At 69.1% G+C, this 13,028-nt stretch carries 10 protein-coding genes; 2 read left to right on the top strand and 8 right to left on the bottom strand.

Annotated elements, in window-relative coordinates; genetic code table 11:
• Nucleotides 1-27 precede the first annotated feature (27 nt).
• Together H4O13_09510 and H4O13_09505 are read right to left on the bottom strand one after the other, a co-directional pair.
• Nucleotides 28-657: an SGNH/GDSL hydrolase family protein gene (locus H4O13_09510; GenBank protein ID MBE5315626.1), complete on the bottom strand. Its 630-nt coding sequence runs from the start codon at nucleotides 655-657 to the stop codon at nucleotides 28-30.
• Entirely contained in the window at nucleotides 654-1,526 is an 873-nt protein-coding gene (locus tag H4O13_09505) for a hypothetical protein (GenBank protein ID MBE5315625.1), read from the bottom strand. Before H4O13_09505 ends, H4O13_09510 begins: the two co-directional genes overlap by 4 nt.
• Nucleotides 1,527-1,628: 102 nt before the next feature.
• Between H4O13_09505 and H4O13_09500 the strand changes: the two genes are divergently transcribed.
• Nucleotides 1,629-3,086, top strand: coding sequence for a PLP-dependent aminotransferase family protein (locus H4O13_09500; protein MBE5315624.1), 1,458 nt, complete (start codon nucleotides 1,629-1,631; stop codon nucleotides 3,084-3,086).
• A gap of 171 nt (nucleotides 3,087-3,257) precedes the next feature.
• On the opposite strand, the gene H4O13_09495 is transcribed toward H4O13_09500, so the two are convergent.
• The 5 genes from H4O13_09495 to H4O13_09475 all read right to left on the bottom strand — a co-directional run bounded on the left by H4O13_09495 (nucleotide 3,258) and on the right by H4O13_09475 (nucleotide 9,411).
• Nucleotides 3,258-5,006, bottom strand: coding sequence for a DUF885 family protein (locus H4O13_09495; GenBank protein ID MBE5315623.1), 1,749 nt, complete (start codon nucleotides 5,004-5,006; stop codon nucleotides 3,258-3,260).
• Nucleotides 5,007-5,091: 85 nt separating this feature from the next.
• A complete protein-coding gene (locus H4O13_09490; GenBank protein MBE5315622.1) occupies nucleotides 5,092-5,820 on the bottom strand; it encodes an ABC transporter ATP-binding protein in 729 nt (242 codons plus the stop codon).
• Nucleotides 5,817-7,001: a hypothetical protein gene (locus H4O13_09485; GenBank protein MBE5315621.1), complete on the bottom strand. Its 1,185-nt coding sequence runs from the start codon at nucleotides 6,999-7,001 to the stop codon at nucleotides 5,817-5,819. The genes H4O13_09490 and H4O13_09485 overlap by 4 nt, the downstream gene beginning before the upstream one ends.
• Before the next feature lie 176 nt (nucleotides 7,002-7,177).
• Nucleotides 7,178-7,480 carry a hypothetical protein gene (locus tag H4O13_09480; protein MBE5315620.1) on the bottom strand — a complete coding sequence of 101 codons (303 nt, stop codon included), beginning with the start codon at nucleotides 7,478-7,480 and terminating at the stop codon, nucleotides 7,178-7,180.
• The gene (locus H4O13_09475; GenBank protein ID MBE5315619.1) at nucleotides 7,477-9,411 is read right to left on the bottom strand and encodes a hypothetical protein; all 1,935 of its coding nucleotides are present in this window, start codon (nucleotides 9,409-9,411) and stop codon (nucleotides 7,477-7,479) included. The genes H4O13_09480 and H4O13_09475 overlap by 4 nt, the downstream gene beginning before the upstream one ends.
• Before the next feature lie 126 nt (nucleotides 9,412-9,537).
• Between H4O13_09475 and H4O13_09470 the strand changes: the two genes are divergently transcribed.
• Nucleotides 9,538-11,502 carry a winged helix-turn-helix domain-containing protein gene (locus H4O13_09470; GenBank protein ID MBE5315618.1) on the top strand — a complete coding sequence of 655 codons (1,965 nt, stop codon included), beginning with the start codon at nucleotides 9,538-9,540 and terminating at the stop codon, nucleotides 11,500-11,502.
• 27 nt (nucleotides 11,503-11,529) lie between these two features.
• Here the strand turns inward: H4O13_09470 and H4O13_09465 are convergent, their stop codons facing one another.
• A complete protein-coding gene (locus H4O13_09465; GenBank protein MBE5315617.1) occupies nucleotides 11,530-12,153 on the bottom strand; it encodes a transposase in 624 nt (207 codons plus the stop codon).
• Nucleotides 12,154-13,028 lie beyond the last annotated feature (875 nt).

Raw genomic sequence — 13,028 nt, 5'->3', positions numbered from 1 at the left:
CTTGTCGCTCGGCTGCGACAGCCGAGTTCAACCCTCCAGCATCCGCCTCACCCGCGGTGCCAGCGCTTCGCCCAATCGAACCTGCGATCGCGCGTCGATATGGATGCCGTCGTCGGGACTGACCGCCGTCACGCTGCCGGCATCGAAGGCTTCAACTCCGACCCAGGACGCATAGCGCGCATACAGCCCATGCAGGCCGCTGGTCTTCTCGCGGGCGCCGGCGAACATCTCGCGGTACTTCTCTGCGGGGTCTGGAGCCGGCGGCGTCAGCAGGATCACGCGTGGCTGCGAGCCCGCCGGGCCACAGGCCGAGGCCCGTGCCACGCCCGCCAGGCGCGCCGCGCTTTCGGCGATGTCCGATGCACTGCGCCCGAAGCGGGCCTTGAAGTCATTGGTGCCCAGCATCACCAGCACCACGCTGATCGGCTTGTGGCTCTCAAGGCAGGCGGGCAGCTGGGCGAGCCCGTTGCGATCCGGACACACCGAGTCGTCGAGGTTGGTGGTGCGGTTGACCAGGCCCTCGGCCACCACCTCGAACGCCTCGCCCAGCGCCCGCTGCAGCACGACCGGCCAGCGCTGATCCCGCGGCAGGCGCTGCCCGGTGGCGGGGTCGTAGCCCCAGGTGATCGAGTCGCCGAAACACAGGATCGTCGTCATGACCGGTTCGCCTCGGCGCCCATGCGCGCGATCACCGCATGCACCAGCCGCTGGGTCGCGCCCGGATCGAGCGACAGGAACAGGGCGGGCTCGATCAGTTCGACCTCCTGCAGGCGAACGACGCCATCGTTGTTGGTGGCCACATCGACCCGCGCGTACAGCCAATCCTCGGGCAGCGCGGCGGTCACGGCTTGGGTGAGCCGCAGTTCCGCGGGCACGGGCTGGGGTATCGCGCGGGGTGCATCAAAGCCGCGTTGCGCCGAAGCCAGCGTTGGCGGCCGCTGCACCGCATGGCTGAACTGGCCGCCGATGAAGATGTAGGAGCGCTCGCCCTCGGTCTCGAAGGCTTGCAGGTATGGCTGCAGCATCAGGTCGTGTGCCGCGGCCAGGGCGTCTACGGCGGCCTGTTGTTCCAAGGCCGTTGCGCGATCGACGACGCAGACGCCGGCGGCGCCGGCCGAGATGGCCGGCTTGACCACCAGTCGAGGCCACCCGGTGCGGTCCAGCGTGTCAATCAGATTCGGCGCATGGCCGCGATCGAACCAGACCGTCGGCGTGACCGGTAGGCCGCGGCTGGCGAGCGCCTTCAGGTAGGCCTTGTGCAGGTTCCACGTCACCAGTCGGGCTGGGTTGTAGAGGCGTGCATGCGCGTCGACCGCCTGTGCCCAGGCCCGGAAAGCGTCCGGTTGCAGATGGCTGTCCCAGGCCGAACGGATCAACACCGTGCCGGCCTCGCGCCACGGCTCCGCAGGGTCGTTCCAGACCACGGCACGGGCATCGAGCCCCTGCGCCGCAAAGGCTGCGGGCAGGTGCTGGTCGCCTTCGCTGAGGTTTGGATACGCGGCGCAGGTGGCAAGGGCGATGTCCATCAAAAGGCTCCAGGCGCTTGGAATCGGGGGCCAGACTAGCGCTGATTGGATTGCGAGCAATATCCATCTAGCATTGAGTTTTCAGACCAATGCGGAGGCCGCATGTCCCGCAAAGCACAGGGCGCGCTGTTGCTGGCCAACCCGCCCCTGCGGCTCAAGCGCGCGGGGCTGTACGCGCGACTGCGCGACGCGATCATCGACGGCACCCTGGCGGCGCGGCAGCGCCTGCCTGCCTCACGCGTGCTGGCCGGCGAGCACGGCCTCTCGCGCAGCACGGTCGAGGCCGTCTACGACCAGCTCATGAGCGAGGGCCTGGTCGAACGCCATGTCGGTCGCGGCTCCTTCGTCACCGCGCTGACGCAGCCCGCAGCGCGCGCTGCGGTCGGCCCATTCGCGTCATCGCTGCGCCCTTCCGAGCGGGGTACGCAGCTGGGGGCGGATGCGCGCGGACGCGAGCCCATGCGATTGCGGCCGTTCAACGCAGGCGTGCCGGATGTCAGCGCGTTTCCGCACCAGACCTGGGAGCGCTGCCTGCGCCAGGCGGCCCGATCGATGCCCTCAGCCTGGCTGAACCACTGCGATGCGATGGGCTACCGCCCGCTGCGCGAAGCCTTGGCCCGCTACCTCGCCCAGTTTCGCGGCATTCGCGCCGACGCCGACCAGGTGCTGGTGTTCGGCAGCACGGCGCAGGCCTTCCACGCGCTGTGCCTGCTCTTGCTCGATTCCGGCGATCGGGTCTGGTGCGAAGACCCGGGCTATCCCAACGCGGTCTCGATCCTCACGCTGGTGGGCGCCGAGCCGGTGCCTGTCCCCGTGGATGCCTGCGGCATTGACGTGGCCGCAGGCAAGCGCATCGCCGCCGACGCGCGCATGGCCTATGTGACCCCCGCGCACCAGTATCCAACCGGCGCGAGGATGGCGCATGAGCGCCGCCGCAGCTTGCTCGACTGGGCCCACGCCACCGGCGCGGTGGTGGTCGAAGACGACTACGACGCCGATTTCCGCTACCGCGGCGAGCCGCTGACGACCCTGCACGCGCTCGATGGCGGTTGCCGCACCATTTATCTCGGTACCTTGAGCAAGTCGATGTTTCTCGGTTTGCGCGTGGCCTACGCGGTGGTGCCCGCGTCGCTGGCCGAGCGCCTGGCGAATACTCGCGCGCTGCTGGACGGCTTTCCTCCCGTGCACGCGCAGAGGGCGCTGGCGCGCTTCATCGAAGAGGGACACCTGTCGGCGCACGTCCGCCACATGCGCCGTGCGTACGAGTCGAAGCTGTCCGCGCTGCTGGAGGGTGTGCAGCCCCTGCTGGCACAGGGCTGGGAGGTCGGTCCGGCCGACGCGGGGCTGCATGTGGTGCTGTTCGAATCCGCGCCGGGTGAGGCCGCGCGCGTCGCGCGCCGCGTCGACATGGCGCTGCGCCCGCTGTCGAACTACGCACAACGCAGCCTGCCGCGAAACGGCCTCTCGCTCGGGTTCGGCGGGCTGTCGATCGAAGAGATCCGCGAGGGCGCCGTACAGCTGTGCCGCAGGATCGGGACCTCGAACCCGCGCAGGGCCTGAGTTTGATGGCGGCCCAGCACGTTCCGACTTGCCCCGCCAACGCCGTCATGACCTGAGTGGCCCCGCCCGGACGCGCCCGGGCGCGAGCGCGCACCGGGACGCGAGGGCATCAACGTCGCCCAGCGGCGCGCATGGGCGCTCCCGCATGCGCGCTGCCTCGGCGCTGGGGGCTCAGCCCTCCCAGCGCCAAAGCGGCTGATCCTGGCTCGGCAGCTCGCCGCGCAGACGCAGCCGGACCAGGTCGACCGGCATGGTGCCGCCCTTCAGGATGGCGTCGTGGAAATCGCGTTCGCTCCTCTGGCCCGACTCGACGAGCTCGCGCCGCAGCGCCATGAACTGCAGGCCGCCCAGCAGATAGGCCGCCTGATACAGCGGGCCATAGTCGCCGGTGAAGCTGCGGCGCACCTCGGCGGCGGCGTTCTCGCGCTCGTGGCCGACCTCGTTCACCAGCAGCTCGATCGCCTGCTGGGGTGTCATCGTGCCGAGATGGAAAGCCAGGCTGAATTGGATGCGCGCGGCGCGGTGGCTGCGCCAGAACAGCATGCCGATGCGGTCTTCGGGCGTCTGCGCGAAGCCGCGCTGGTACAGGTACAGCTCCCAGTACAGCGCCCAGCCTTCCATCCAGAACGGCGTGCTGAACAGCTGGCGATGGGTCTGGTGGCGCAGGTTGTAGAAGTACTGCAGATGATGGCCGGGAATCAGCTCGTGATGCACCACCGCGCGCGAGAAGTGGCGGTTGTTGCCGCGCAGGCTCATGAGCTGCTTCTCGTGCGGCATGCTCGAATGCGGATAGGCCACCCACACATCGCGGCCGCCGAGGAAGAACGGTGCCTGCAGCTGCGCCTGCGGACTCAGCATGTTCATGCGCCAGTCGCGCCGCGACAGCTCGGGCACGGTGACCAGCTGGTGTTCGGTGAGGTAGTCGATGGCTTCGCGCGCCAGCTCGACCACCAGCTGCGGCTGCTGTCCGACCGGCGGCGACTTCTGCTTCACCGCCTCCAGCGCCTCGCGCCAGTCATCGAAGCCCATCTCGCGCGCGGCCTTCTGCATTTCCTCGCGGCACCAGGCCAGCTCGCGGCGGCTGATTTCGACCAGCTGCTCCGGCGTGTACGGAATGCGCTCGGCGGTGAGCGCGGCGATCAAGGCGTCGCGACCGATCGGATCGCCGATGATCACCTCCGGGTTGTCGACCCCGGCCAAACGCTTGCGGATAAGCTCGGCGGTCTTCGGCAGCTGGGCGTCGAGCGCTTGCCAGGGCTGGCTGACCCAGTGGGTGAAGTCGGGGTCGTAGCCGTCCTGGTGCGCATGCCAGTCCTTGAGCGCGCGATGCGTGGCATCGAGTACGCGGGCGGCGCGATGGGCCACCGCGGGCGACAGCTTCGAGAGCTCAGCGTCCTTGGCCTCGATGCGCGCGTCGAGGTCGGCCAGCGCCGCGCGGGCGCGCTCCAGCACGCCGGCGCTGCTGCGGCCATCGGCCTGCTGCAGAGCGCGGCGCGCTTCGGCCAGTTCAATCAGGCCCACCACTTCAGGCAGCAGCGGCGCGGCTTCGGCCAGGCGTGTGCGCTCGAACGCCAGTTCACGCTGCCGCTGCTGCAGCTCGCCGCGGAACAGGATCCAATCGATCCGGTCTTCCAGGCCCAAGTCCTCGAAATCCATCCCGTCCAAGTGCGTCAGCCAGCCCGCGTAAAGCTCGCCCAGCGCGCGCCGACGCGCCTCGCCCCAGGCGATGTCATTGACGTGTTCGATGGCGGCAAGGTCGGCGCGGAAGCGCTGGATCTGCGGCGCGAGAAGCTGCGCACTCGGCGCGTGCTCGGAGGCCGGCGGCACCAAGGCCTCGCTGGGCAGCGAGGGTGCGCCCAGCGCCGCGGCAGGCGCGAGCAGGGCGCAGAGGAGGGCGGCGGCGAGACGGGTGCGGCGCATGGCGGGCTCCGGTGTGGATCGGGCCTCGATTGTGCCCGGGCACGGGGCCTGCTGCGGGTGCCACAGGTTCGGGATCGCGCGGCGCTCACACCCCCATGGCGGCGACCAGCTCGGCCTCCAGGGAGCGATCAGGGTCAGCGCGCAGCGCGGCCAGTGCGGCGCGGTCCAGATCGAGCCGCAGCCGGCCCTCGACCAGCAGCACGGCACGATGCACATGACGCTCGGCGAGTTCGATCGCATGCGTGGCCAGCACGATGGCGGTGCCGCGCGCCGCGAGGTCCGTGAGATGGCGCTTGAGCGCCCAGGCGCTGGGCGGGTCAAGGCCATTCAGCGGTTCATCGAGCAACAGCAGTGGAGGCTCGCCGATCAGGCCCAGCAGCACCGCAAGTTTCTGCCGCGTGCCCAGGGAATACTCCTCCACCGGGCGATCGAGATACGCGCTGTAGCGCAGCGCTTCGGCGAGATCGAGCGAGGCGGCCGGCACCTCGCCGAGCCCGCGCGTGCGAGCGAACAGCTGCAGGCATTCGCGTCCCGTCAGCAGGCCGGGCAGGGCGGCGGGATCCACCGCCATGCCGAACTTCGCACGCGCCGCAGCGGTGTCGCTGTGGATGGCATGGCCGCAGATGCCGATCGTTCCGCGGCGCGCGGGCAGCAGCCCGGCGATGCAGCGCAGCAGACTGCTCTTGCCCGAGCCGTTGGGGCCCGCAAGAGCGATGAATTCACCTGCCTCGATCCGCAGGTCGATGCCCTGCAGCACGGGACGGCTGCCCAGCGTCACGTGCAGGTCGCGGACGTCGAGGACGGCAGTGTTCACGGCAGTCTCCTTGCACGCCACGCGTGCCAGCCGATCATTCCGATCGCGGGCAAAAGCACTGCCGGCCCGAGCCCTTCGCGCGCCAGCACCAGCAGCAGGGCGATCTCCGCCATCAGCTGACCACGCTGGCGGGCCCGCGAGCGCGGGTAGTGCAGCATCAGCGCGATCTCCAGCCCGCAGATGAGCAGGAAGCCGAGCGCACCCAGCGCGATGACAAGCGGCGAAGCGCCAAACAGGACGAGCGCCAGCGCGAATACGCCGCTCGCCAGCAGCGCACGCGAGGCCGGATAGCGCCACGCGCTTGCGCAGAATTCGATGCGTGAGCGCGGCGTTGCCAGCAGCAGGCGCTCGGCCTCGGCGAGTGCACGGGCGCTGGCGTCCAGCACCGTGCGCAGCCACGGCAGCATCACCACCAGCACCAGCATGCCGGCGAGCACGCGCGCGCCTTCGCCGGCGAGCACCAGCAGGCCGAGCGGCAGCAGCCAGACCCAGGCGCGACCGCTGCGCCAGGCGCGTTGGGCCTGACGGCGCTGCAGCTGTGCGAGCTCCGGCCAGGGGCCGAGCCAGCGCGGCGCGGCAGACCAGCCGCGGACCTCGCTGCGCAGCGGCGCCGAGGCGCCTGCGCTGTCGCTGAACGGTCGCACGCGCTTCGACGCACCCGCGCGACCGCGCCACACGAAAATGAGGCTGCCCCCGAGCGTCAGCGCCACCAGCGTCTGCAGCAGAAAGACGCGCGCATCATTCACGCTGAGCAGGCCCGCGAGCCCTGCGGCAGCGGCCACGGCCGCCGCCCACAGCGCGCTGATGGCGATGCCCAGTACAAGCTGCCCAGCGAGCCCGCGCCGCTGCAGCGCAGGTGCGACCGGCAGCGCGGCCAGCCAGCCGAGCGCCTGGCTGGCAGCTTCGAAGCGCGCCGCACGCCGCTGCATTCGCCACGTGGCCAGCAGCGCGAACAACGTCTGCGCAGCCAGCGGCTGCGCCCGCCACAGCTCGACCACGGGCAGCAGTCGCGCCGCCTGTGATTGCAGCGAAACCACAGCCAGCGCGGCCAGTGCACTCAGGGCCAGCCCATGGAACAGGCTCTCGCCGGGCCGTTGCCTCCACTGCCGGACCCGCGCACGCAGTTCCAGCGCGGTGTGCGCCAGCAGCGGGTGCGGGGGAAGGGGAAGCGATACGGACATGCGCAGCGTCACTTGAGGGGCGCGCTTGGAGCCTGTCGGCCGCGGAAGGTTCCGTGACAGGCCTTCGGTCAGGCGCCGCTTCATCTGGTCGCTGAGAGCGCAGTCGCGGCCTTCGGCACCTCGGGCCCGCTTCCCCGGAAGCATGGGCCGCGCGTGCGCTGACTTGCCGCGTCGCCTCAGTTCTCCATGCCGTCGCGAAAGATGCGGTTGGTGGGCAGCTGCTGGCTCGCGCCGCCGCTCACCGCGCTGGCATTCGTGCTCACAGCGATTCCCACGGCCTGCCCGCTGCCGCCCACCCAGCGCAGGCTGCGGATCGGCGATGCCACCGTGCTCGCGGTGCTCGCTGGCGCGGGCCCCACCAGACGGTACTGCGGGCTGCTCGATTCGGTCGCGGCGGCGGCTGCGCTCAGCATCAGCAGCACGATGGCGAAGCTGCGCACGAGGCCGCACACGCGATGCGGCACCAATCGCGGTCTCATGGGCAGCTGCCGGCCAGGAAGCCGCTGCCGCGCAGGGTGTTGCCCGCGCAGACCAGGTTCACCTGACCGCCATCGCAGCGCAGGCCCTGCAGATGGTTGCCGTACCACTCGCCGCTGCCGCCGGGGCCCTGGAACACCTCGAACAGGCAGGCGGGGCTGCCATCCGCAGCGTTGCTGGAACTCAGTGTGGATCCGCTGATGTTGATCTGCGCCGCAGGCCTCAGCCAGCGCACCAGGTTGACCGGTTCATTGCCGGCCGAGCGCAGCAGCCGCAGGCTGGAGGCATCGACGCGGGCACGCCCCATCACCTGCAATCCGGCAGCGCGAGCATTCGCACCCGCCGAGCCGGCGTGGCCGACCTGCAGGCGGGTTTCTTCAATCAACCACTCTCCGGCGCCATTGGGTTCGGCCCAGTATTCGGGCTGACCCATGCCGAGGCAGGGCCCCACGTCGCCGCTGCGGCACTCGACATCGATGCGCACGCCATGCAGGGCCGGGGGGTAGCCCTCGGTGCGCAGTCCCATGATCTCGCCGACGCCAACCGTAGGCTCATACAGAGCGCTGACCCGTATCTCGCTGTCGCGGATGCGCAGCGCGGCCAGCGCGGGCGTGTTGCTGGTGCGGTCGAGGAGGCGCATCCCGCTGACCAGGTTCCCCCGCACGCCGTCCAGATGCACGAGCGTGCGCTCGATCGCTTCGATCTGCGCTGCGTTCTCGACGGTGATGCCTTCGACGCGGAAGGTGGGTACCGTGCCGCTGCCGATGCCCGAAACGCGGACGCTGCTGTCGGACAGTACGCCGCGAGGGCCGTTGCTCGGAAAGCTGCCCAAGGCCATGAAGCGGATGCCATAGGCCGTCTCGACGCTGTTCGAAGCGATCACTTGCACCCGCAGGCGCGACCAACGGCTGTTCGCGCCGGTGGTGAGGTAGGTGCCGCGCACCCCCAGGCTGCCGCCCTCGGCCTGCAGCAGTGCGCCGTCGATGCTGAGGCCGCTGTTCGGGCAGTCCGCGCGGAGACCCATGGCGAACTGACCGCCAGAAGCGCGGGCGGTGATCTCGGTCGCAGTGGAATTGAAGACACACAGGTACATGCCCGCACGTCCACCGACAGCACCCGAGGCGGCGATGCTCTCGCCAGTCACGGAATGCAGGCGGACCCCGCCAATGGCGACGGGACTCGATGGGCTGCTGCCAAAGGCCGCGATGCCGAAGGTGTTGTCGGTCGCCAGGCTGGAGACCCCGGTGTTGCGGGCTGTCAGCTGTCGAGCTTCCGTGTTGGCGGACAGCTGGAGCGTGGCGCTGCCGTTGGCTGAGTCAATGAATGCGGAGGTGATTAGCGTCGCGCTCTGGCCCTTGCCGATCAGGGTCGTGTGCGAAGGCAGCACCAGCTGTTGAGTGCCGAGATCGTAGCTGCCTGCATCCAGTTCAATCGCCACCGGGCTGCTTGCGCTGGCGTCGGCAACCAGAGCGACGGTCTGCAAAAGCGCGCTGCCATTCGCTGCAGGCGTGCCTTCTGCAGATACGATCACGGTGCGTCGCTGGGTGCTGCCGGCACGCAGTGCGAAGGGTGCGGCGGTCAGGCGCGGCCGCGGCGCCATCTCGCTGTCGCCGGCGATCTGGATGCCGAGATAGAGCTGCTGCCCCCACAGATCGCGCGGCAGTGCCACCACCTGCCCGAGCTCCACCGCCAGATTGCCGCCGTCGACCTCCACACCGGTCTGGGTTTCGCTCCACAGCGGGCTGCCCCCGCTCGGCGCCGCGTACAGGCGGAACGCGATGTTGAGGGTGGCGTTGATCGGCGAGCCACCGGCATCCGCGAGCCGCCCTTGGTAGGCCAGGGTCGTTGGCGCGGAGGCCCCGGCTGTCGGGCTGCAAAGGGCAATCGCGGCTGCGAGTGCGAGGCGCTGGAGTGTGGCGGACGCGTTCAGCATGGAAACCACCTGGACCGGTCATGGGAGTCCTTCGGATTCCCGCACGCAGCCCATGCCGCAGCCAATGGCGTAATTCTGAAATCTTCTGATAGTTTCTGGAGTCCCCCGCACAACAGGTGCTTGCGAATGGATGCGCCCGCAGACGCGACGCCGCGGTCGGCGATTCCGCTGTCTGGACGTTGGAGTCTGGGCGGGTTGGTGGTGGACTTCGACCGTGCCCAGGCCTTCCGCGAGGGCTGCGAGTTGAGGCTCGACCGCGCCAGCTTCGAGTTGCTCCGCTGTCTCATGGCGCAGGCGGGTGAAACCCTGTCGAAAGAGACTCTGCTGCGCGCGGGTTGGCCGGGTCGGGTGGTGTCCGAGAACTCGCTCGCGAAGGCGATCGGCAAGCTGCGCGCGGCGCTCGACGATCCAGAGGGCGAGCGCCTGCGCGTGGTTCACGGCTACGGCTATCGGCTGCTGCTACCCCTGGAGCACATCGAACCCTCGCGAGTGGAACCGGCGCCTGCTGCGATCCCCGCAGACGCTGCGGGCGCAGACGCCGACACCACCACGCGTCCTGGCGCGCCGATCGCGCGGCGATTGGGACGGGCAGCTTGGGTGGGCGCGGTGCTTTGCATGCTGGCGCTGGCAGCGGCCTTGAGCATCTGGACGTCCAAGCCAACCGACCTGATTGCCTCGCCCGCTCTCGACGCTGGAGTGGCCGCGCCCGCTGCGCTGGACGTCGTCGCCGTGCTGCCCTTGCGTGACCTCAGCGAGGATGGCCGCCACGCGGTCTTCGCAACCGGCCTGGCCAATCACCTGCGCGATCAGCTGCAGCGCGTGCCGAAGCTGCGCGTCGTGCCGCGCGCGCCCAGCGAGCGCGTGCGCGATGCGGTGTTCGATCCCGCGGCGCTCGGGCCTGAGCTCGGCGCCAATCTGCTGGTGGGCGGCAGCATCGCGACCCGCGGCGATCGTTTGCGGATCGAGCTGCGACTTGTCGACACCGAGGGTCGCACGCCCGGCTGGACGGAAGTTTTCGAGCGCGCCCCCTACGATCAGGCCACGCTGATCGACGCTGTCACTGCACGTTTGCTCGACGGCATCGGTGGACAGCCGGAGCGCTGGGGCCACGACCCCGCGCGCGGCCGCGGCACCGCCAACGAAGCGGCCTATCGCACCTTTCTGCGGGCTTCCACGCTGTTTGCCGGCAACAACGACCCCAACAGCCAGCGCCGCACCATTGCCGTACTGGAAGAGGCGATCGCGCTCGATCCCGACTATGCCGACGCCTGGCGCATGCTCGCCGGCATTCTCGGCGGCAGCGGCTACTACGCCGACAGCTCGGAGGAACTGCTGCAGGGCAGGGCGCGCGCCTTCGAGGCTTGGCAGCGAACGCTGGACTTGAGTCAGCCTGATCCGCTCGACTACCTGCTGCTGTCCGAGACGCGTCTGCTCTACCGCTTCGACTACGCCGGCGCCTGGGCGGATCTGGAGCGCGCAGAAGCGCTCACGCCGGGCGGCGAGTCGGCCGTCCTTCTCGTGTGGAAGGCGCGCCTGCTGGCTTCGATGGGTCGGCTCGAAGACGCCGTCGCGACCGGCGCGCGCGCCATCGCGCTCGACCCCGAGTCCGGCGCGCGGCGCAACCAGGGGTGGCACTACCTCGCGCTGGGCGACACCCGCAACGCGCGCGCCGTTCTGCTGCTGCAGCTGCACGACCTGCCCGAGAACCCCCACACCAACTTCTACCTGGCCCTATGCGACATCTTCGAAGCGCGGCCGCAACTCGCGCTGGAGCGGTTGGAACACTCGTCGACGCTGTTCCGTCTGGTCGGCACGGCGATCGCCCTGCATGAACTCGGCGACCGCGCCGGTTCCGACGCCGCGCTCGATGCACTCAGTCGCCAGTTCGGCGTCGCCGACGGCTACTGGGTCGGCGCGGTCCACGCCTGGCGCGGCGAAAGCGACCTCGCCTTCGAGTGGATCAAGCGCGCCACCCGCGGCGGCGACAGCAGCGTGATGTACCTGCCCTTCGATCCGCTCCTGGCGAAGCTCCGTGAGGACACGCGCTATGCCGATGCATTGAAGGCTATCGGCTATCCGCCGTCTTGGTGATTTGCCAATCCCCGCCGCGGCCGGCGGCTATAGCGAGCGCCCTCGCTCTTCTCTGGCCTGCCGAAGCACCTCGATCGCGGAGCCGCGGCCTGCAGCTGTGCGTCGTTTGGCGACCAGAGCCCCGTGCGAAGTGCCGGGCTCACTGCTTCTTGCCGCGCGGCTTGCACACGCCCCAGGGCTGCCGTGGGTGGGGCCCTGATAGGCGCATTGACAATCGTTCGGGAACGAGCTCGGAGCCAGCGCGGCAACGGGATGACCCCGGCGAAGACGGTTGATGCACGGACATTGTGCGGAACGAGCACGATTCAGCGCGATGCAGGGGGCTGCTCCGAAGCGCTCGGCGTGACGCGTCTTCGCGCATGGAGAGTGCCCCCAGTAGGGGCTTTTGCGCCTGGCATTCGCCCATGCCCAATCCGCAATCCGTCGCGGATTCATCGCGAGGCACATCAGCTTCCAGTTCGCCCGCGCACTCTCGATCCCGCGTAAGGGGAACTGCCCGAACTCGAATGCCGACTTGATCCAACCGTTCGACGCTTCAACGGTGGCCTTGCTGCTGCGAGTCGACGATTGCCACTTCTTCGGTTTCAGATTGCATCCACGGACGCTGCGTTCAAGCCTCACGGCAGCCCCGTGTTGATGGGCGGTCTCCATTCGATCCAGCAGATTCGCGACGTCGTACAGCGTCGTCTTCGCCTTCCCGCAGGCTCGTAAGCCTGCCTGCTCCTACGACGCTTGCATTCGCATCGGCGCTTCCCATGCCCGCGAGTCTTGACAGCGCTGTTTTGTGACGCACATCGCTTTGAAACAGTTGGTCACAAACTTAGGATGCCGCCGGCAGATGGCGGGCCTGGCGGGCTCAGTGCCTGCTTGATCCGCCTGGACTGCACGCCACCCGATAGGCACGGTTTGCTGCGCTTCTGAAGGGTGCTGGGAGGCGTGCGGGAGAGCCGCGAAAGCCTTCTTGGTGGCCTGGGGCGGCTCCGGGTTTGTGGAGGGTTGGAGCCGACATTCCGCCTCCGTCGAGCTTCGCATCCTGCACGGGTGCGCGTTCTCGGCCGGGATCTCGGCTTGACCTGCTGGATGTGGGATGGGGCGGTGAGTTGGCAGTGTGTCGCTTGCTGCGATGTGTGGGAACTCGATGGCGAGCTCTGGCTGGGCTGCAGTGGATTGGCATGTTCGGAGGCGAAAGGCGCAGATAGATCGGGTTCGCATGGGTCACGGCGTTGTCCAACGGGAAGCCTCTACTGCTGCGACGAATTGAAGGGGCCCGCTGGTCTTCTGTCGCTGTTGTTTGTGCGTTCTGGTCGAGTTCTTTTGAAGCTTCTTGGTTCTCTTTTCGGCGTCCTTCCGGCGGGTCCATGGCATGCCTGAAGAATTGAGCGTTGGCTCGCGCCCTGGAGGGCGCGTTCTCGGATCAAGTGCAGGACGGACTTGCTCCGTGTTGCGTCAAGCCTAGCGATGCGGGTGTGCGTAGCGGCGCCGCATAGCGCGCCAGGTTCCATGTCTCCGCATCGGCGCGGGTTTTG

Source organism: Lysobacterales bacterium, assembly GCA_014946745.1.
Classification (GTDB): Bacteria; Pseudomonadota; Gammaproteobacteria; order Xanthomonadales; family Xanthomonadaceae; genus Aquimonas.
Note: the sequence above shows the minus strand (reverse complement) of the source record. Positions and strands in the feature narration are given on the sequence as shown.